19 protein-coding genes are annotated in these 19,071 nt (G+C 62.1%); 15 read left to right on the top strand and 4 right to left on the bottom strand.

Annotated elements, in window-relative coordinates; all coding sequences use genetic code 11:
- Positions 1–397: 397 nt before the first annotated feature.
- Entirely contained in the window at positions 398–1,675 is a 1,278-nt protein-coding gene (locus C7I36_RS12905) for a dicarboxylate/amino acid:cation symporter (RefSeq protein ID WP_106454110.1), read from the top strand.
- Between the two features lie 41 nt (positions 1,676–1,716).
- On the opposite strand, the gene C7I36_RS12900 is transcribed toward C7I36_RS12905, so the two are convergent.
- A complete protein-coding gene (locus C7I36_RS12900; protein WP_106454109.1) occupies positions 1,717–2,148 on the bottom strand; it encodes a PACE efflux transporter in 432 nt (143 codons plus the stop codon).
- Between the two features lie 86 nt (positions 2,149–2,234).
- Between C7I36_RS12900 and C7I36_RS12895 the strand changes: the two genes are divergently transcribed.
- Positions 2,235–3,125 carry a LysR family transcriptional regulator gene (locus C7I36_RS12895; protein ID WP_106454108.1) on the top strand — a complete coding sequence of 297 codons (891 nt, stop codon included), beginning with the start codon at positions 2,235–2,237 and terminating at the stop codon, positions 3,123–3,125.
- On the opposite strand, the gene ygfZ is transcribed toward C7I36_RS12895, so the two are convergent.
- Positions 3,107–4,009, bottom strand: a complete 903-nt coding sequence (gene ygfZ, locus C7I36_RS12890; RefSeq protein ID WP_106454107.1) for a CAF17-like 4Fe-4S cluster assembly/insertion protein YgfZ — start codon at positions 4,007–4,009, stop codon at positions 3,107–3,109. The genes C7I36_RS12895 and ygfZ overlap by 19 nt on opposite strands.
- A gap of 119 nt (positions 4,010–4,128) precedes the next feature.
- Here ygfZ and C7I36_RS12885 point away from each other — a divergent pair, with 119 nt between their 5' ends.
- Positions 4,129–4,392 carry an FAD assembly factor SdhE gene (locus tag C7I36_RS12885; protein WP_106454113.1) on the top strand — a complete coding sequence of 88 codons (264 nt, stop codon included), beginning with the start codon at positions 4,129–4,131 and terminating at the stop codon, positions 4,390–4,392.
- Positions 4,361–4,744: a protein YgfX gene (locus C7I36_RS12880; protein WP_106454106.1), complete on the top strand. Its 384-nt coding sequence runs from the start codon at positions 4,361–4,363 to the stop codon at positions 4,742–4,744. The genes C7I36_RS12885 and C7I36_RS12880 overlap by 32 nt, the downstream gene beginning before the upstream one ends.
- On the opposite strand, the gene nadB is transcribed toward C7I36_RS12880, so the two are convergent.
- A complete protein-coding gene (nadB, locus tag C7I36_RS12875; RefSeq protein WP_106454105.1) occupies positions 4,720–6,345 on the bottom strand; it encodes an L-aspartate oxidase in 1,626 nt (541 codons plus the stop codon). The genes C7I36_RS12880 and nadB overlap by 25 nt on opposite strands.
- Positions 6,346–6,525: 180 nt before the next feature.
- On the opposite strand from nadB, the gene rpoE reads away from it, so the two are divergent.
- From rpoE to pdxJ, 10 genes are all read left to right on the top strand, one after another.
- Entirely contained in the window at positions 6,526–7,104 is a 579-nt protein-coding gene (gene rpoE / locus C7I36_RS12870; RefSeq protein ID WP_106454104.1) for an RNA polymerase sigma factor RpoE, read from the top strand.
- Between the two features lie 17 nt (positions 7,105–7,121).
- Positions 7,122–7,673: a sigma-E factor negative regulatory protein gene (locus C7I36_RS12865; RefSeq protein WP_106454103.1), complete on the top strand. Its 552-nt coding sequence runs from the start codon at positions 7,122–7,124 to the stop codon at positions 7,671–7,673.
- Between the two features lie 12 nt (positions 7,674–7,685).
- Positions 7,686–8,657, top strand: coding sequence for a MucB/RseB C-terminal domain-containing protein (locus tag C7I36_RS12860; protein ID WP_425445048.1), 972 nt, complete (start codon positions 7,686–7,688; stop codon positions 8,655–8,657).
- A gap of 3 nt (positions 8,658–8,660) precedes the next feature.
- Positions 8,661–9,101 carry a SoxR reducing system RseC family protein gene (locus C7I36_RS12855; RefSeq protein WP_106454102.1) on the top strand — a complete coding sequence of 147 codons (441 nt, stop codon included), beginning with the start codon at positions 8,661–8,663 and terminating at the stop codon, positions 9,099–9,101.
- 79 nt (positions 9,102–9,180) lie between these two features.
- On the top strand, positions 9,181–10,977 hold the full coding sequence (gene lepA / locus C7I36_RS12850) for a translation elongation factor 4 (RefSeq protein WP_106454101.1): 1,797 nt from the start codon (positions 9,181–9,183) through the stop codon (positions 10,975–10,977).
- Between the two features lie 2 nt (positions 10,978–10,979).
- A complete protein-coding gene (lepB, locus tag C7I36_RS12845; protein ID WP_106454100.1) occupies positions 10,980–11,894 on the top strand; it encodes a signal peptidase I in 915 nt (304 codons plus the stop codon).
- Entirely contained in the window at positions 11,894–12,562 is a 669-nt protein-coding gene (gene rnc, locus C7I36_RS12840) for a ribonuclease III (protein WP_106454099.1), read from the top strand. The genes lepB and rnc overlap by 1 nt, the downstream gene beginning before the upstream one ends.
- The gene (era, locus tag C7I36_RS12835; RefSeq protein ID WP_106454098.1) at positions 12,559–13,464 is read left to right on the top strand and encodes a GTPase Era; all 906 of its coding nucleotides are present in this window, start codon (positions 12,559–12,561) and stop codon (positions 13,462–13,464) included. The genes rnc and era overlap by 4 nt, the downstream gene beginning before the upstream one ends.
- Before the next feature lie 2 nt (positions 13,465–13,466).
- On the top strand, positions 13,467–14,174 hold the full coding sequence (recO, locus tag C7I36_RS12830; protein WP_106454097.1) for a DNA repair protein RecO: 708 nt from the start codon (positions 13,467–13,469) through the stop codon (positions 14,172–14,174).
- On the top strand, positions 14,167–14,904 hold the full coding sequence (gene pdxJ, locus C7I36_RS12825; protein WP_106454096.1) for a pyridoxine 5'-phosphate synthase: 738 nt from the start codon (positions 14,167–14,169) through the stop codon (positions 14,902–14,904). Before recO ends, pdxJ begins: the two co-directional genes overlap by 8 nt.
- A 70-nt stretch (positions 14,905–14,974) precedes the next feature.
- Here pdxJ and barA read toward each other — a convergent pair whose 3' ends face one another.
- Positions 14,975–17,671 carry a two-component sensor histidine kinase BarA gene (barA, locus tag C7I36_RS12820; protein ID WP_106454095.1) on the bottom strand — a complete coding sequence of 899 codons (2,697 nt, stop codon included), beginning with the start codon at positions 17,669–17,671 and terminating at the stop codon, positions 14,975–14,977.
- 80 nt (positions 17,672–17,751) lie between these two features.
- On the opposite strand from barA, the gene rlmD reads away from it, so the two are divergent.
- On the top strand, positions 17,752–19,065 hold the full coding sequence (gene rlmD, locus C7I36_RS12815; RefSeq protein WP_106454094.1) for a 23S rRNA (uracil(1939)-C(5))-methyltransferase RlmD: 1,314 nt from the start codon (positions 17,752–17,754) through the stop codon (positions 19,063–19,065).
- Positions 19,066–19,071: the final 6 nt, after the last annotated feature.

Genomic DNA, 19,071 nt, shown 5'->3' with positions numbered 1-19,071 from the left:
GCGCTACGTGGACGTGGTGCGGGGCTCCCTGCCGTTCGTGCTGCTGCTGGTACTGGTGTCGGGGCTGCTGATCCTGTTTCCGCAAATTGCCCTGTTCCTGCGGGACCTGGCCTTCGGCAAGTAAGCCGCCATTTCCTTTGCCAAACCCCGCCGGCGCCGTGCCGGCGGGGTTTTTTATTGTCCGGGCTCTATCCGGGGTACAGATGAGACTAAACAAATTTTTATGCTTTACTGCTTTTGTGAGGGCGCTCACGATGCGGGCCTATTGTGAACAATCCCGGTTGCAGTGCTGTTTTTTAAATGTAAAATCCCGCCACCTGCCAACAGGCTGGTTAACTTATCTATAAAAATAACTAATGGCAGATAAATAGTTCAGGCTTTGCTGAGGAATACATTAATGAAAGCGTCCCTTTCCACCCGGATTTTCGCCGGTCTCTTTGTCGGCCTGCTGATCGGCAGCGCCGTACAGTACCTGTTCCAGGATGTGGCCCTGCTGAGCGGCAGTCTGGTCGGCCTGGCCGAGGGCATTGGCGGCATGTTCGTGTCCCTGATCAAGCTGATGGTGGTGCCCCTGGTTTACATCTCCATTGTCACCGGTATTTGCGAACTGCGCGATATCGCCAGTTTCGGTCGCCTGGGCAGCAAGACCTTCGGGCTGTACATCATCAATACCATCCTATCCATTGCCGCCGCCATCCTGGTCGGGGTGATCTTCCAGCCCGGCATGGGGGCCAGCCTGCCCCATGGCGCCTCGGGCGCAGTCGAGCTGGCGACCACCGAAACCCCGGACATCGGCGCCATGCTGGTGGGCATAGTACCGAGCAACCCGATACAGGCCTTCGCCTCCGGCGACATGCTGCAGATCATCTTCATGGCCATTCTGACCGGCCTGGCCATTCAGGGCCTGGGTGCCACGGCGGCGCCCGCCGCCCGTGCCTTCCGCATGGCCAATGAAGTGATGATGAAACTGGTCGGCCTGGTGATGACCCTGGCGCCCTATGGCGTGTTCGCGCTGATGATAAGCCTGGGCGCCACCCTGGAGGCGGATACCCTGATGTCGGTCGCCGGCTATGTGGCCATGGTGGTACTGGTTCTGGCCTTCTGGATCCTGGTGGTCTACCCGCTGGCGGTGTGGCTGACTACCGGCATCAAGCCCGCTGAGTTCCGCAAGGCGACCCGGGAGCAGGTGCTGTTTTCTCTTTCCACCGCCAGCTCCAACGCCACCATTCCGGTCACCATGCGTACCCTGACCGAGAAACTGGGTGTGTCCAAGGCCATCGCCGGCTTCGGGGTGCCACTGGGCGCCACCATTAATATGTCCGGCTCCGCCATCTATATCACCCTGGCGGCCATGTTCGCCGCCAACATCTCCGGTACTCCCATTCCTGCCGGCGACCTGCTGACCGTTGGCGTGACCGTGCTGTTGATGTCGGTCGGGGTCGGCGGTGTACCCGGCGGTGCCGTGGTGATGGCCGGCGTACTGCTGCACCAGATGGGGCTGCCGGTGGAAGCCATGGCCATCATCATGGCGGTGGATCGCATTAATGACATGTTTTGCACTTCGTCCAACGTGGTGGGGGATACCGCCGTCAACACCATAGTGGCCAAAATGGAAGGCAATCCAGACAGCCTGGAGCAGGCCGCCGGGATCAAACCCCGGGAAGAGCAAGCCTGAGAACGAAGGACAATCTCAAAAACCGCCAACCGGCGGTTTTTTTATTGCTGGGAGGCGGTCGCCAGGGGGAGGGGAAAGAGCCGGTCGTAGGCCAGATTGTAGAGGAAGGCATAAACCAGGTAGAAGGCGGACATGGCAATGTCCATCACAAAGGCTTCCCACAGGGTGATGCCCAGGTGCCAGGCGATCATCGGCAGGAACAGCAGCAGCAGGCCGCCTTCGAACAAAAAGGCGTGCAGCACCCGGATGGAGGTGGTTTTGCGTACGTCGCCACGCAGCCTAAGCAGGGCATGGTCGAACAGCAGGTTGTATACATAGTTCCAGACGGTGGCGATAAGAGAGCCGACCAGCGCCATCATGCCCATGTCGAGCAGGTTGTGATCGAATACCAGGCTGGCCAGGGGGGCGAAGATCAGCAGGCCGATGATCTCAAATCCCAGGGTATGGCGGATGCGGTCTTTGGTGGTGCGCATGGTGTGTTCTCCGTAAAGGCTCTGGAGGGCAATTCTATCTGCTAATATCGAGAGTAAAAGTTGGTTTGTATCGGAATAACAGATAGATGAGCTTTACCCTGGAACAATTGCAGGCCTTCGTGGCCACGGTGGAGACCGGCTCCTTTTCCGCCGCCGCCCGCCGGCTGGGCAAGGCCCAGTCGGTGGTGAGTTCGGCGGTGGCCAATTTGGAGATTGATCTCGACAATCCCCTGTTCAGCCGCGAGGGGCGCTACCCTCGGCTGACGCCGGCCGGCGAGCGGCTGCTGGCGGAAGCCAGGCTGATACTGGAGCGGTGCGAGTACTTTCGGGGCGTGGCCAAAAGCCTGGGTCAGGGGGTGGAAAGCCGGCTGGTGCTGGCGGTGGACGAGCTGTATCCCTCCGATTTGCTGGGAGCGCTGATGGACGAGTTTGCCCGCCGTTTTCCCAGCGTGGAGCTGGAACTGCTGTTTCCGCTGATGGAGGATGTCAGCCGCATGGTGCTGGAAGAGCGGGTCGATCTGGGGATCATGTGGCGCCAGGAGATACTGCCCTCGGCCCTCGATTTCCACGCTCTGGGCTGGATGCCGATGAAAATTGTCTGTGCTCCGGTCCACCCGCTGGCCGGCCAGCGGGTTGGCTGGGAGGAGCTCAAGCGTCACCGCCAGCTGATGGTGGCAACCCGTAACGACAGCGAGGAAAAGGTGCGCTTGCGGGTGGCCTCGGAAGTCTGGTGGGTCGAAAGCCACTGGGTCATCGTCGAACTGGTGCAGCGCGGGCTGGGTTGGGCCTATGTGCCCGAGCACGTGGTGGCACGGGCGCTGGGGGAGGGGTTGCTGGTGTCACCCCGGCTGGCCTTCGACGAGACCGACTGGCAGGTGGCGCTGGAACTGGTATGGCACAAGCAGCGGCCCCTGGGCAAGGCCGCCGCCTGGCTGAAGAACGCCGCCGTCGGCGCGGCTCAGTCTACCAGGTCGTAGGGCAGCGGGCGCAGCCGCAGCCGGCTAGCGGGCTGCTCCTTGAGGCGCAGTACGGCGTCTGCTTCCAGATCCTTGTTGAGCACGGCGGTAAGCAGGCAGTCCTCGCCCTGCTGCCAGTGGCTCAGCACGGTGCCGGCCCGGCGCCAGTTGTCGCCCAGTTGCAGTTCCAGATCCTGGTTGACGGCGATGGGGCCGCCGGCCTTGCCTTCCAGTACGAACATGGCCTTCTTGTTGGCTCCGCGATACTTGGCCCGGGCCACGGTTTCCTGCCCCAGGTAGCAGCCTTTGGTAAAGCTGATGCCGCCAATGGCCTGCAGGTTGAGCATTTGCGGGATATATTCGCCCTGGTGTTCGGCGCTCATGTCGGGCAATCCGGCCTGGATCATCAGGCCCTGCCATTCCTGCTCGCTGCCCTGCGGCAGCTCGGGCAGTTCGGCGCCAACCGGCAGTACCAGCAGGGCGTGCTCGGCGGCTAACGGCATAATGATGCCGCCCTGCCACAGGTTGCCGTCGCCCACATGGCTGTTGAGCCAGTGGGACAGCCCTTCGCCGGCCAGTCCGAATACCTGCCAGTGTTCGCCTGCGTCACTGACCTCGGTCTTGGCAAACACCGCGAATTTTTTCAGTTCGGCCAACTGTCGGGCCTTGAGGCTATGTTGGTAGACCAGCAGCAACTGCTCGCCCAGGTTGGCCAGCCAGAAGGGAGCCCACAGCTTGCCCTTGGCGTCGCAATGGCCGCCCGCGCAGGCGTCACCGGCGGCCAGGGCGGCGACGTCGCAGGTGACCTGGCCCTGCAGATATTTGACGCTGTCTTCGCCGGTCAGGCTGATCACGGCCCGGTCGGTAAGGGGGTAAAGCCGGGGGGTAGCGGGGATGGTCAACACGGGTACATCCTCTGTTGCGATAAAAGAAGTGTGAGCCTCATGGTAAAGATGACCAACATATTTGTCAGTACTCATTCGACCTTATAACATGAGCTTTGTTTTATTTTGTGGATATTCCCATGCTCAACTCTTCTGACAAACCCCGCCTGATCTGGGCCTGCCGCCGCGGCATGCTCGAACTCGATGTCATTCTGACTCCCTTTGTCGAGCACGAGTACGACGGTCTGGAGGAAGCCCAGCGGGCAACCTTCCGCCGCCTGCTGGAGTGCGACGATCCGGATCTGTTCGCCTGGTTCATGGGCCACGACCGCTCCCGGGATGCCGCCCTGCAGGGCATGGTGGAGCATATCCTTGAACGCAATCAGGTTCGCAATCAACGCTGAGCCCTCGCGGCTGCACCGTCTGTATTTGCTGGCGCTGGCGGCGGCCTTATGGCTGCCCGCCGGCCTGCTGCTGGACGCTGATCGGCTGGCCTGGTTCTGGCCGGGCTGGCTGCTGGCGACGGGGCTGATGTGGCGTCATGGTTACCGGTATCGGCCGCAGGGGGAGTTCAACGCCGGCCGCCTCACCCTGGACGGGCGCAGCGGTCGCCTGTCGCACCACAGCCGGGCCGGGCCCGGCTTTTTACTGCTGGTGCTGGAAGGCGACCCCTGGCCGCCGTTCTGGCTGTTCCAGGACGCCGTGCCCGACGTCGTCTACCGGCGCCTGGCTCAGCGGGTGCTCGGCTCCGGATAGTTGGGGGGAGTGAGCACGGTCGGCCCGCTGTGCTCGAGTGGTTCCGGGTAGTCCAGGGTAAAGTGCAGGCCGCGCGACTCCTTGCGTGCCATGGCCGACAGCACGATAAGCTCCGCCACCTGTACCAGGTTGCGCAGCTCCAGCAGGTTGTTGCTGACCCGGAAGTTGGCGTAGTACTCCTGGATCTCCTGTTTGAGCAGATCGATGCGCCGCTTGGCCCGTTCCAGCCGCTTGTCGGATCGCACTATGCCCACATAGTCCCACATGAACAGCCGCAGTTCGTGCCAGTTGTGGTGGATCACCACCTCTTCATCCGAGTTGGTCACCTTGCTCTCGTCCCACAGGGGCAGCCTGGGCGGCTCTGCCGTGTTGGCCAGCTTGGCCAGCATATCTTCGCCGGCGGCGCGGGCGAACACGATGCACTCCAGCAGCGAGTTGGACGCCATGCGGTTGGCGCCGTGCAGGCCGGTGTAGGACACTTCGCCGATGGCATATAGGCCTTCGATGTCGGTGCGACCCTGGCGATCGACCATGACGCCGCCGCAGGTATAGTGAGCGGCGGGCACTACCGGCATGGGCTCTTTGGTAATGTCGATGCCCACCTTGAGGCAGCGCTCATGGATGGTGGGGAAGTGCTTGACGATAAAGTCCGCCGGTTGGTGGCTGATGTCCAGGTACATGCAGTCGGCGCCCAGGCGCTTCATCTCGTGGTCGATGGCGCGGGCGACGATGTCCCGTGGCGCCAGTTCGGCCCGCTCGTCGTAGTCGGGCATAAAGCGGCTGCCGTCGGGACGCTTGAGAAGGGCACCTTCGCCGCGCAGGGCCTCGCTCAGCAGGAAGTTGTTGTCGGCCGGGTGATAGAGGCTGGTGGGGTGGAACTGGTTGAACTCCATGTTGGCCACCCGGCAGCCGGCGCGCCAGGCCATGGCAATGCCGTCGCCGGAGCTGACGTCCGGGTTGGAGGTATACTGATAGACCTTGGATGCGCCGCCGGTGGCCATGGCAATAAATTTGGCGCGCACCGTTTCCACCCGCTCCTTGTTGCGGTTCCAGACATAGGCGCCGAGCACCCGGTTGCCGGGCAGACCCAGCTTGGCAGTGGTGATCAGGTCCAGGGCATTGACCCGCTCCAGGATGTGGATATTCGGGTGGCGCTGTACCTGCTCGGTAAGAGTCAATTGTACCGCCCGGCCGGTGGCGTCGGCGGCATGGAAAATGCGCCTGTGGCTGTGGCCGCCTTCCCGGGTGAGGTGATAGGAAGGCTCGCCGGCGTCCGATTCCTCGGTGTCGAAGGGAACTCCCTGGCCAATCAGCCACTGGATGGCGCCGGGCGCCTGGCGGGCGGTAAATTCCACCACCTGCTCGTCGCACAGTCCGGCACCGGCGATAAGGGTATCGGCCACGTGGGATTCGATGCTGTCGGTTTCATCGAAAACGGCGGCGATGCCTCCTTGGGCGTAAAGGGTCGCACCTTCGGCAAGCGGACCTTTGCTCAGCACATGAACCCTGGCATGGTCGGCCAGTTTCAGTGCCAGCGACAGGCCGGCGGCACCGCTGCCAATGATGAGCACGTCGCAGAGGTATTCAACAGGATCGTTCATAAAGTATCATTGGCCCGGTATGGATAGTGATTCTATGTTATCCCAAGCTGTTCCCCCGCGCAGCCGGAATCAGCTTTCTCAAATGAGTTCAGAACTTTTTTCCGCACCCGCAGTCTACCAAGGTGCGCTTGTCACGGGCCGGTGGAAAGCACTGGAAGAATCGGAGGTTACGCGGCTCGCATGAGCGATCATTTTACGGACCAGCAACTGGTCGAACGGGTCCAGCGTGGCGATAAGAATGCATACAACCTGCTGGTCAGAAAATATCAACACAAAGTAGCGAACCTGGTGTCCCGTTATGTGTCCAACCAAGGCGACGTGCCGGACGTGACCCAGGAAGCCTTTATCAAGGCCTATCGGGCGTTGCCCGGATTTCGCGGAGAAAGCGCGTTCTTTACCTGGCTGTATCGCATTGCGGTCAATACGGCCAAAAATCATCTGGTCTCCCAGCGGCGGCGTCCGCCGGGGTCGGATGTGGAAATCGACGATGCGGAATACTACGAGGGCGGCGATGCGCTGAAAGAGCTGTCGTCACCGGAAAACCTCATGTTGTCGGAGGAAATCAAGCGGGCCGTATTCGAGACCATTGATTCGCTTCCGGAGGATCTCAAAACAGCGATTACCTTGCGCGAGCTGGAAGGGATGAGCTATGAAGACATTGCCAGCGTGATGGACTGTCCGGTCGGTACCGTCCGCTCCCGGATTTTCCGGGCACGGGAAGCAATTGACAAGCGGGTCCAGCCGTTACTTCAGGGTTGAACGGGGAAATGAGTGTTATGGCCAACAAAGAGCACATTTCGGCACTGGTGGACGGAGAAATCCAGGACAAGGTGCTGCTGGAGCAACTGGGGCGGGATCCCGAGCTGTCGGATACCTTCGGGCGTTACCACCTCTACGGCGATGCCATGCGCAACGAGCTGCCGGCACGGCTGCAGCTGGACCTGAGCGACCGTATCGCGGCGGCACTGGAGCAGGAGCCGGCCATAGTGGCCTCGGCGAGCCCCGGCAAGTCCAGTCCTCAGCCGGGCCAGGTGCTGCGGGCACGGTTCGGGCGGCTGGCGCCGGTGCTGCGTCATGCGGGCCAGTTCGCGGTGGCGGCCTCGGTGTCGGCGGCGGTGATCTTCGGGGTGCAGCAGTACAGCCAGAGTGATCCCCAGGCACCCGTCCTCAACACCATCCCCCTGAGCGGCGCTGCTGCGCCGGTCAGCCTCAACTATCAGGCCGATACCCAGGAACGGATGAGTGAACAGGCATTGCTTGAGCAGCAACGGCGCATCAATGCTCTCCTGATGGATCACGAATTGCAGCAAAGGCTGCGCCAGAACTGAGGTGAATCCGACTTGATCATCCATGGACTGCGGGCGGCAATACTATTGTGTGCCGCCCTGCTGCCCGCGAGGGTGCTGGCCGAGGCCGGGCCCTCCGAAACGCTGTTGCAGCGGATGCAGCAGGCCTACCATCAGCTCAATTTCGAACTGACCCTGGTGGAGTCCCGCCAGGGGCAGCTCGAACCCAAGCGCCTGACCCGGGGACACCTCGACGATCAGGTGCTGACCCACCTGACCCATCTCAACGGCCGGCCACGGGAGTTTGTGCAGCGCAACGACGAGATCAGTTTTTTCGATGCCAGCCATGATGGCTATACCCTGCGCCACTCGCGCCTGCCGGGCCTGTTCAATCGCCTGCAACAGTTGTCCCTGAAGGAGTTGCTGACCCATTACGAAGCGGTGATCGCCGGACGCAGCCGGGTGCTGGGCCGGGTCGCCGAAGTGGTGCGGCTGGTGCCCAGGGCCGAGCATTATTATGGCTATGTACTGTGGCTGGACCAGGAGTCCGGCTTGTTGCTGAAGCTCGATACCCTGGATCCGGAAGCGGGGCTGGTGGAGCAGACCATGGGCGTGGCGCTCACCATCAGTGAGCAGCCGGCCGGTTTTCTGCGCGAACTGAAAGGCGCCGCCCTGCCCCCGGCCATGTCCCTGTCCGAATTGTATCCGGTGCCCCAGCAGCCCCTGTCCTGGCATGCCCAGTGGTTGCCGGCGGGATTTGAGGTGCTGTCCCGGGACAAGCACAAGCTGCCTGTCACCGAGCAGCCGGTGGACTACCTGATGGCTTCCAACGGGGTGGTGGACATTTCGGTGTATGTCTCCCAGGCCGGTGCCGCCAGCGAACCTCGCCAGCAGCTGGTGCGCCAGGGCGCCACTCACCTGGTCAGCCTGGTGAGTCCGTCCCGGGTCGAGATTACCGTGGTGGGCGATATTCCCGCCGAGACTGCCCGGCGCATTGCCGAGTCGGTCAAACCGGTGGAGCCCTGAGCCATGATGGAAGAAATTGCCACCGTCGTCGCGGTGCGCGAAGGCGGCGTCGAAGTTGCCTGTTTCAGCAAGTCCGCCTGCGGCCAGTGCCGGCAAAGCAGCCAGTGCGGCACCGGCCTCGTGGCCAAGGCACTGCCGGGGCGAGAGCACCGTTTTTTCGTCCCCACTACGCTGACGCTGCTGGCCGGCCAGCAGGTGCGTATCGGCATCCCCGAACCCAGCGTGATCGGCGGTGCCCTGCTGGTTTACCTGCTGCCCCTGCTCAGCTTGCTGGCCACCGCCCTGGCGGGCCATTGGCTGCAAGGGGAAGCCGGCAGCATACTGGGAGCGCTGCTGGGCGGCACCGGTGGTTTCCTGCTGGCCGCGCGCCTGGCTCGCCGTGCCTCCAAACAGCATGGCCCCGTGCTGCTGGGGCCGCTGATTCCGGTCATGAACGCCGACTAAGGATTGGCCACTGCCACGCTAATCCAGTAGAATCTCGCCTTTATCGTCGCCATTCAGACTACGGACGCCTTATCGCATCATGAAGCATATTCGTAATTTTTCCGTCATCGCCCACATCGACCACGGCAAGTCGACCCTGTCCGATCGCCTGATCCAGGTATGCGGTGGCCTGTCGGATCGGGAAATGCAGGAACAGGTGCTCGACTCCATGGACCTGGAGCGCGAGCGCGGCATTACCATCAAAGCCCAGAGTGTGACCCTGAACTACCAGGCCAAAGACGGCAACCAATACCAGCTGAACTTTATCGATACCCCGGGACACGTGGACTTTTCCTATGAAGTGTCCCGCTCTCTCGCCGCCTGCGAAGGGGCGCTGCTGGTAGTGGACGCGGGCCAGGGGGTTGAGGCACAGACTCTGGCCAACTGCTACACCGCCCTGGACATGAACCTGGAAGTGGTGCCGGTACTGAACAAGATAGACCTGCCCCAGGCCGAGCCGGAGCGGGTGGCGGAAGAAATCGAGGATATCGTCGGTATCGACGCCCTCGACGCGGTGCGCTGTTCGGCCAAGACCGGACTGGGGGTGGACGAGGTGCTGGAAACCATAGTGCAGAAAATTCCCGCGCCCGAAGGGGATCCGCAGGCGCCGCTGCAGGCGCTGATCATCGACTCCTGGTTCGACTCCTATCTGGGGGTGGTGTCACTGGTGCGCATCAAGCACGGCAGCCTGAAGAAAAACGACAAAATCAAGGTGATGAGCACCGGCCAGGTATGGGGGGTGGATCGCATCGGCATTTTCACTCCCAAGCAGAAGGATACCGAGGGCCTCAACTGCGGCGAAGTCGGCTGGGTGGTGTGCGGTATCAAGGAAATTCACGGTGCGCCGGTGGGGGATACCCTGACTCACGCCAAGCACGGTGCCGACAAGCCGCTGCCGGGCTTCAAGAAGGTCAAGCCCCAGGTTTATGCCGGCCTCTTCCCCATCTCCAGCGATGATTACGAGGCCTTCCGTGACGCCCTCGACAAGCTGTCCCTGAACGACGCCTCGCTGTTCTACGAGCCGGAAACCTCCAATGCCCTGGGCTTCGGCTTCCGTTGCGGTTTCCTTGGCATGCTGCACATGGAGATCATCCAGGAGCGGCTGGAGCGGGAGTACGATCTGGACCTGATCACCACGGCGCCGACCGTAGTGTATGAAGTGGTCAAGACCGATGGCGAGGTGGTCTATATCGACAGCCCCGCCCAGTTGCCGGCGGTCACCAGCATAGAGGAAATCCACGAGCCCATCGCCGAGTGCAACATACTGGTGCCCCAGGAGTACCTGGGCAACGTCATTACCCTGTGCATCGAAAAGCGCGGTGTGCAGACCAATATGGTCTACCACGGCAACCAGGTGGCCCTGACCTACGACATTCCCATGGCGGAAGTGGTGCTCGACTTCTTCGACCGGCTGAAATCCACTAGCCGCGGCTATGCCTCGCTGGATTACGGCTTCAAGCGTTTTGAGGCGGCCGATATGGTGCGCCTGGACATCATGATCAACGGCGACCGGGTCGATGCCCTGGCCATCATCACCCACAAGGAGAACGCCCAGTTCCGGGGGCGTCAGCTGGTGGAGAAGATGCGCGAACTGATCCCCCGCCAGATGTTCGACATTGCCATCCAGGCCGCCATCGGCAACCAGATCATTGCCCGCAGCACGGTCAAGGCCCTGCGTAAGGACGTGACCGCCAAGTGTTATGGCGGCGACGTCAGCCGTAAGAAGAAGCTGCTGGCCAAGCAGAAGGAAGGCAAGAAGCGGATGAAATCCCTGGGGCGGGTCGATATTCCCCAGGACGCTTTCCTGGCTATCCTCCATGTAGGTAAGGACAAGTAACCATGGCAAGTACCTTTGCCCTGATCCTGGTACTGGTGACCCTGGTCACCGGCATCATCTGGGCGTGCGACAAGTGGATTTGGGCTCCCAAGCGCGCCCACCGGCTGGCCGAGGCCCAGTTGGCCCACGGCAACAAGGTGGACAAGGCCGTGCTGGCCCGGGCTGCCACGGCGCCGGGCTGGATTGAGCAGGCCAAGTCCATCTTTCCGGTGATCGCGGCGGTATTGGTGCTGCGTTCCTTTATCTACGAGCCGTTCCAGATCCCCTCCGGCTCCATGATGCCCACCCTGCTGGTGGGCGATTTCATCCTGGTGGAAAAATTTTCCTACGGGCTGAAGGAACCGGTCAGCAATACCACCCTGATCCCCACCGGCCGGCCCGAGCGTGGCGACGTGGCGGTGTTCAAATATCCGGAAAACCCGCGCATCGACTATATCAAACGCATCGTCGGCCTGCCCGGTGACCGCCTCGTCTACCGGGACAAGCAGCTGTACATCAAGCCGGCCTGCGACGGCGATGCCTGCCCGGATTTTGCCCCGGTACCGCTCACTTTCGAGCAAAGTGGCGAGTTTACCCAAATGGGGATACCGCTCGAGCGTTATCGCGAGAGCCTGACCGAGCGGTCCCATGAGGTGCTGATCAATCCGCTGCTGCCGGATCGGGTGTCTATGTATTACCGCCAGCCGAATACCGCCCGGGATGAATGGGTCGTGCCGGAAGGGCATTATTTTGCCATCGGCGACAACAGGGACAACAGCACCGACAGCCGGTTCTGGGGCTTTGTGCCCGAACAGAACCTGGTGGGCAAGGCTGTCGCCATCTGGATAAGCTTTGAGTTTGAACGTGACGCCGACAGCTGGCTGCCCGGATGGGTGCCGAGCCAGGTGCGTTTCAGCCGAATAGGCGCGATTCATTGATGAAAAAACTGAATATTCTGCAACAAAAGCTGGGCCATACCTTCCACGACGAAACCTTGTTGGTGCGTGCCCTGACCCACAGGAGCGCCGGCTCCCGCCATAACGAGCGGCTGGAATTCCTGGGCGACTCCATCCTCAGCATGGTGATCGCCGATGCCCTGTTCCACCGTTTTCCCAAGGTCAATGAAGGGGACATGTCGCGCATGCGGGCGACCCTGGTGCGGGAAAAGACCCTGGCCGAGCTGGCGCGGGCCTTCGAGCTGGGCGAATACCTGATTCTGGGACCGGGCGAACTGAAAAGCGGCGGCTACCGGCGCGAGTCCATCCTGGCGGACGCGGTGGAAGCCCTGATCGGCGCCATCTACCTGGACACCGATATCGGCCATATCCGCGATTTGTTGCTGTCCTGGTACGATGAGCGGCTGAGCGACATCCAGCCCGGGGTGGAACAAAAAGATCCCAAGACCCGGTTGCAGGAACTCCTTCAGGGCAAGCGCAAACCGCTCCCCACCTATACGGTGGTGGACGTGATTGGCGAGGCCCACAATCAGAAATTTACCGTGCACTGCCTGGTGGACGGTTTGCCCGAGCCAGTGGTTGGTATTGGCACCAGCCGCCGCAAGGCCGAGCAGGCCGCCGCCGAGCAAGCCCTGGATACCTTGCTATGACCGAACAACAACAAACCTATTGCGGCTTCGTGGCCATTGTCGGCCGGCCCAATGTGGGCAAGTCCACCCTGCTCAACCAACTGCTGGGGCAAAAGGTGAGTATCACCTCGAAAAAGCCCCAGACCACCCGCCACCGGATCATGGGCATAGATACCGACGGTGCCTACCAGACCATTTATGTGGACACCCCCGGGCTGCATATCGAAGAAAAGCGGGCGATCAACCGGCTGATGAACCGGGCGGCCACCAGCTCCCTGGGCGACGTGGAAATGGTGGTGTTTGTGGTGGACGGCACCAAATGGACCGCCGACGACGACATGGTGCTGAACAAGCTGCGCCACCTGCCTTGCCCCGTGGTGTTGGCGATCAACAAAATTGACAATCTCAACAGCAAGGATGAGCTGCTGCCCCATATCCAGTGGTTGTCCCAGCAGATGCCGTTCGCCGACATAGTGCCGATTTCCGCGGAGAAGGGCACCAACGTGGATACCATCGCCAAGCTGGCGCGTTCGCGGCTCAAGCCTTCGCTGCACTATTTCCCGGAAGACTACATCACCGACCGCTCTTCCCGCTTTATGGCGGCGGAGATCATCCGCGAGAAGCTGATGCGCTTTATGGGGGAGGAGCTGCCCTATTCGGTAACGGTGGAAATAGAACGCTATCAGACGGACGACAAGGGCGTGGTGCATATCAACGGTCTGATCCTGGTGGAACGCAGCGGCCAGAAGAAAATGGTGATCGGCAACAAGGGCGAAAAGCTCAAGCTGATCGGCACCGAGGCCCGCATCGACCTGGAGCGTTTGCTGGAGCAGAAGGTCTATCTGGAGCTGTGGGTCAAGGTCAAGTCCGGCTGGGCCGACGACGAGCGGGCCCTGCGCAGCCTGGGGTATGGCGACGACTGAGCATGGCCCAGGCCGCCTTCGTCATCCATAGCCGGCCCTACCGGGAGACCAGCCAGCTGGTCGAGGTATTTACCCGGGAGCAGGGGCGGCAGAGCCTGGTAGCCAAGGGCAGCCGCCAGCCCCGCTCGCCGCTCAAGGGGCTGTTGCAGCCCTTTGTGCCGTTGCGGGTCAGCTTTGCCGGGCGGGGCGAGCTGAAAAACCTGCACGCCGCCGAGGCCTCGGCCCCCGCCATCCGCCTGACCGGCACGGCCCTGTACAGCGGGCTTTACCTCAACGAACTCATCTATTACCTGCTGGAAGCCCAGACGCCGTTCGACGAGGTGTTTGATGCCTATCACAATACCCTGAAAAAACTGGCGCAAGGCGAGGGGATAGAGCCATGCCTGCGTCATTTCGAGTTTTATATGCTAAATATACTGGGCTACGGCGTGGACTTTACACTGGACGCCGAAACCGGCGACGCTGTCCGCTCCGGGGCCTGGTACGGCTATCGGCCCGAAGCGGGCTTCGTGGCCCTGGCCGGACCGGAGCCCGGTGCCTACCCGGGCGATCACCTTCATGCCCTGGCCGAGCTCGACCTGAGCCGGACCGAGGTCCTGATTTCCGCCAAGCGCTTCAGCCGCCAGGCCCTGGGGCCCTATCTCGGCGGCCGGCCGTTGCGCAGCCGGGCCCTGTTTGTCAAAGGAAAGAGAGGAAGTCGCAGTGAGTGAATTGTATTTAGGGGTCAACATCGATCATATCGCCACCTTGCGCAACGCCAGGGGCACCAGTTATCCGGATCCGGTGCAGGCGGCGGCAGTGGCCGAGCTGGCCGGTGCCGACGGCATTACTGTGCACCTGCGCGAGGATCGCCGCCATATCACCGACAGGGACGTGGAGATCCTGGCTCGGACCATTCAGACCCGCATGAACCTGGAGATGGCGGTAACCGAGGAAATGCTCGATATTGCCTGCCGTACCAAACCGGCCTTTGTTTGCCTGGTGCCGGAAAAACGGGAAGAAGTCACTACCGAAGGCGGCCTGGACGTGGCCGGCCAGCTCGACAAGGTCAAGGACGCGGTCAGCCGGCTGACCGGGGCGGGGATCAAGGTGTCGTTGTTCATCGATGCCGACAAGGCCCAGATCGATGCCGTGGTGGCCGCCGGTGCGCCCTATATCGAGATCCATACCGGCCATTACGCCGATGCCCCGAACGAGGCGGAACAGTTGGCTGAGCTCAAGCGCATCGCCGCTTCCGCCTCCTACGCCCATGATCTGGGACTCAAGGTCAACGGCGGCCACGGCCTGCACTATCACAACGTCAAGCCCATCGCCGCCATCCCCGAGATGCTGGAGCTGAATATCGGCCACGCCATCATCGCCCGTGCCGCCTTCGACGGCCTGGAAAAGGCGGTGCGCGACATGAAACGGCTGATGCGCGAAGCCAGACAGGGCGTTTAAAACCCGGGATTCGGGACTGGGGAAGGGGGACTTGAGCGTCGCCCCTGCAGGCCCTAATCCCTAATCCCTGCTACAAATATCCCTTCGCCTCTTCCCGGATCTGCCCCATCCGCTCCTCCAGCTCCAGCAGCTCGGGCTCCAGCTCCGCCAGCGGCTGACTGGCCAGCAGGGCCCGCTCCAGTTGGGCTACCAGCGCCTGCAACTGGGGTACGCCGCAATAGGCGGTGCCGCCGTGCAGCTTGTGCAGGGGCGGGTAGAGCCGCTCGCCGTCCAGCTCCCCGGACAGGGCGGCGTCCAGCAGGGGGGCGAATTCGTCGAAGCTCTGCAGCAGCAGGGTAAGCATTTCCTTGGCCAGGGGGTCCTTGCCGCCCGCCTGTTTGACTGCCAGTGGCCAGTCTATCTGGCCCGGGGGCGCCGGCCGGTGGCTGAAGCGCTCTATGATGCGGGCCAGTATGGCTTCGTCGATGGGTTTGGCCAGGTAGTCGTCCATGCCCTGGCGCAGTAGTCGGTCGCGCTCGCCGGCAATGGCATGGGCCGTGACCGCCACTATCGGTGTGCTGACATTGGGGCCGTCCTGAGTGCGGATTTCCCGGGTGGCCTGGATGCCGTCCATCACCGGCATCTGGATATCCATAAAAATGATGTCGTAGCGGTTGGCGGTGGCCAGGTTCAGCGCTTCCCGGCCGTTGCTGCAGCATTCTACTTGATTGACCAGTTCGCCCAGCATGGCGCTGATCAGTTTGAGGTTGGCCGGGTTGTCGTCCACCGCCAGTACCCGCAGCGGCTGGCGCCGGCTGGGTGCCGGCAGCATGGCGGGAAGCAATGCCTCGGGTGGGGCGCTATCCTGCTCCACCAGGGCGTGGGCCAGTTTCTGGTAGTGCACGGGCTTGCTCAGGCAATGGCTGGCGCCGCTGTCGAGCAGGGCGTCGATCAGGATAGGGTCGGTGGAGCTGAGCAGCACCACTACCCGGTTGTCGTATCCTTTCTGGCGCCGGATTTCCTGCTCCATCTGGCTGGGCAGGGTATGGGGGCCGAAGCCGAGCAGTGCGGTGTCGATGGGCATGCCCGGATAAGGTTCGAGCAGAACCTGGACACCCCATTCCCGCAGCAGGGCGGTGGTGGCGCGGCGGCTGAAGCTGTCTTCTTCCAGATACAGCACCGTCTTGCCCGCCAGTTCATTCAGGGGCAGCGGCTCTGCCAGGGGCAGGGCGGCCCGGTTCAGGGCCAGGGTGAAGCTGAATACCGAACCCGATCCCAGCTCGGAATACAGCTCGATGTCGCCGGACATCTGGTGCACCAGTTTCTGGGTGATCACCAGGCCCAGGCCGGTGCCGCCGTAGCGGCGGGAAATGCTGGAGTCGGCCTGGTTGAAGGCCTGGAACAGCTGGCGGCGCTGGCTGTCGGAAATGCCGATACCGGTGTCCTGTACATGGATGCACAGGCCGGCCTGGTCCGGGTGCTGGGCCGGGCGGGCGTCGACCCGCACGTCGACGTTGCCCTGCTCGGTAAACTTGATGGCGTTGCCTACCAGGTTGGTGAGCACCTGCTGCAGCCGTAGCGGGTCGCCCACCAGGCTGTCGCATACCGCGGTATCGACCCGCAGTGACAGCTCCAGCCCCTTGTCGTGGGCACTGGGAGCGAGCAGGGTCATTACCTCCTGCAGAGTATCGCGCAGGGAGAAGGGGATCTGCTCCATCTTGAGCTTGCCGGCCTCCAGTTTGGAGAAGTCGAGGATGTCGTTGATGATGCCAAGCAGGTTCTGGGCCGATTTTTCGATGGTCTTGAGGTAGTCCAGCTGGCTCGGGGTCAACCGGGTCTTTTGCAACTGGCGGGCAAAGCCAATCACGCCGTTGAGCGGGGTGCGCAGTTCGTGGGACATATTGGCCAGGAATTCGGTCTTGACCCGTGCCGCCTCCTGGGCCCGTTTCTTGGCCATGTCCAGCTCGATGTTCTGGATTTCGATCTGCTCCAGGGTCTCGCGCAGATCCGAGGTGGCCTGGTCGATATTCTGCTGCATTTCGTCATGGTATTCCGACAGGGATTTGGCCATGGCGTTGATGCCGTTTTTGAGCATTTCCAGTTCGCCGGTGAATTCGCCGCTGACTCGGGTATCGAGCCGGCCCTCGCGGATTTTGTAGACGGCGCTGACCATGTCGGTGATCGGCTGGGACACGCCCTTGATCAGCCTGACCCCGAACAGGGTGCTGAGGCAGACCCCGAGCAGGACGATAAGGCCGGCGAAAAAACTGTCCCGGTAATGGAGCAGCATGGCCGAGTCGTTGGTCAACTGCATCGACACATAGCCGATGGGGGTGGCGGAAGACTCTTCCCACAGGGCGTCGACCCGGATGCTGTCGGTGACTACAGGGGTACGCAATATAATGCCGTCCGGGGCGGTTTCCACCAGGGTTACCCGGGGCAGGGGCAGGCCTTCGGGCAGGCGCATGGCATTGAAATCACGGTGATAGTTGGAGGTGACCAGCAGCCTGCCTTCCAGATCGAACAGGGCGATGGACTTGACCAGGGGGCTGTTGTTGCGATGAATGTTGCTGAGCAGGCGGTTGAGGGCTTCCCGGTTGCGGCCGGTCAGGGCCAGTTCGCTGGCCAGGGCCAGTGGCTCGATGACGTTGACCCCTTCCTTGATCAGGGCGTCTTCCAGCTGTTGGTAGCGATTTACCGAAAAATAGCCGGCCAGCAGTATGCCGATGATCAGGGTCGGTAATATGGTAAAAGCCAGTACCCGGGCTCGCAGGCCGTATTTGGTCATAGGGGGTGAATGTGGGACAATGCGCGCTTGACAGACAATAAGCTTATGATGACATAGCCGGTTCGAGGGCTCCACGTTTTATGGTTCAGTTCTTTAAGGTCAAAAAGCCTGCCAGCCCGGCACCGGCGTTGCTGGATGTCCGTATCCAGGAGGTCAATGGCCATGGCATGGGCGTGGCCCGCCATCAGGGTAAGCCCTTGTTCGTGGCCGGCGTGCTGGCCGGGGAGCAGGTGAGGGTCCGGCTGACCGCTCAGCACAGCCGCTACCAGACCGCGGTGTTGCATAAGGTACTGCAGGCTGCCCCTGAACGGATCCGTCCCTTTTGTCCCCATGTTGCCGAATGTGGAGGCTGCAATCTGCAACATATGCCATTGCCGGAACAGCGCGATCTCAAGGCCTCGGCGGTGGCCAGGCTGTTTTCCCGCCAGCGCATTGATTCGCTGCCCGAGCCCGAGTGGCTGGCGGGACAGGGGCAGGGGTACCGGCGGGTGGCCCGGCTGGCGATCCGTCGCCAGGGTAAGGGGGTGGCGCTGGGCTTTCGCCGCGCCCAATCCCATGAACTGGCACAAATCGACCGTTGTGGCGTACTCCACCCGGCCCTGTCCGCCCTGATTCCGCCCTTGCGGGAGCTGCTCAACCGGTTGCGCGGCCAGCGCCAGCTTGGCCACCTGGAACTGTACCAGGCTGCCGAAGGCCAGGCCCTGTTGCTGCGTCATGGCGGTACCCTGTCCGGCCAGGATCTGGATTTGCTGCTGTCTTTTGCCCAGCAACGCAACCTGGCGCTTTTTTTGCAGGATGATCAGGGCCGACGCCCGTTGCATGTGCCTTTTCCACTTTATTATCAAATAGATGATATCCGGCTGTCGTTCACTCCCGGCGACTTTATCCAGGTCAATGGTGCCCTCAACGAGCAGATGGTGCACCAGGCGCTGGCATGGCTGGACGCCGAGCCCGGCCAGCCGGTGTTGGATTTGTTCTGCGGCGTGGGCAATTTTTCCCTGCCGCTGGTCGCAGCCGGCCATCCCGTGGTGGGGGTGGAGGGAGTGATGGAGATGGTGGAGCAGGCCCGTGGCAACGCCGAGGACAATGGCCTGAACCAGGCTCGTTTCTACCGGGCCGATCTGGCCGCCGACTTTATCGGGGAACCCTGGGCCCGGCAGGGGTTCTCACGGGTGCTGCTGGATCCGGGCCGGGCCGGCGCCGAACAGGTCATGCCCTATTTGCTGAAGCTCTCGCCGCAACGGTTGCTCTATGTGTCCTGCAATCCGGCTACCCTGGCCCGGGACAGCGAGGCCCTGCTGGCGGGGGGTTACCGGCTGACCCGCCTCGGCCTCATTGATATGTTCCCCCACACGGTTCATTGCGAAGCGATGGCCCTGTTCGAACTCAGTTAAGGACGC

This window comes from Zobellella taiwanensis (assembly GCF_003012795.1).
In the GTDB taxonomy this organism is placed as follows: domain Bacteria; phylum Pseudomonadota; class Gammaproteobacteria; order Enterobacterales; family Aeromonadaceae; genus Oceanimonas; species Oceanimonas taiwanensis.
The sequence above is the reverse complement of the archived record's forward strand: the minus strand, read 5'-3'. Positions and strand labels throughout refer to the sequence as shown.

Bases quoted from the DNA above. Each gene is read 5' to 3' on its own strand.
- C7I36_RS12905 (WP_106454110.1), top strand. From the start codon at position 398: ATGAAAGCGTCCCTTTCCACCCGGATTTTCGCCGGTCTCTTTGTCGGC.
- C7I36_RS12900 (WP_106454109.1), bottom strand. From the start codon at position 2,148: ATGCGCACCACCAAAGACCGCATCCGCCATACCCTGGGATTTGAGATC.
- C7I36_RS12895 (WP_106454108.1), top strand. From the start codon at position 2,235: ATGAGCTTTACCCTGGAACAATTGCAGGCCTTCGTGGCCACGGTGGAG.
- C7I36_RS12885 (WP_106454113.1), top strand. From the start codon at position 4,129: ATGCTCAACTCTTCTGACAAACCCCGCCTGATCTGGGCCTGCCGCCGC.
- nadB (WP_106454105.1), bottom strand. From the start codon at position 6,345: ATGAACGATCCTGTTGAATACCTCTGCGACGTGCTCATCATTGGCAGC.
- rpoE (WP_106454104.1), top strand. From the start codon at position 6,526: ATGAGCGATCATTTTACGGACCAGCAACTGGTCGAACGGGTCCAGCGT.
- C7I36_RS12865 (WP_106454103.1), top strand. From the start codon at position 7,122: ATGGCCAACAAAGAGCACATTTCGGCACTGGTGGACGGAGAAATCCAG.
- C7I36_RS12855 (WP_106454102.1), top strand. From the start codon at position 8,661: ATGATGGAAGAAATTGCCACCGTCGTCGCGGTGCGCGAAGGCGGCGTC.
- lepA (WP_106454101.1), top strand. From the start codon at position 9,181: ATGAAGCATATTCGTAATTTTTCCGTCATCGCCCACATCGACCACGGC.
- lepB (WP_106454100.1), top strand. From the start codon at position 10,980: ATGGCAAGTACCTTTGCCCTGATCCTGGTACTGGTGACCCTGGTCACC.
- rnc (WP_106454099.1), top strand. From the start codon at position 11,894: ATGAAAAAACTGAATATTCTGCAACAAAAGCTGGGCCATACCTTCCAC.
- era (WP_106454098.1), top strand. From the start codon at position 12,559: ATGACCGAACAACAACAAACCTATTGCGGCTTCGTGGCCATTGTCGGC.
- recO (WP_106454097.1), top strand. From the start codon at position 13,467: ATGGCCCAGGCCGCCTTCGTCATCCATAGCCGGCCCTACCGGGAGACC.
- barA (WP_106454095.1), bottom strand. From the start codon at position 17,671: ATGACCAAATACGGCCTGCGAGCCCGGGTACTGGCTTTTACCATATTA.
- rlmD (WP_106454094.1), top strand. From the start codon at position 17,752: ATGGTTCAGTTCTTTAAGGTCAAAAAGCCTGCCAGCCCGGCACCGGCG.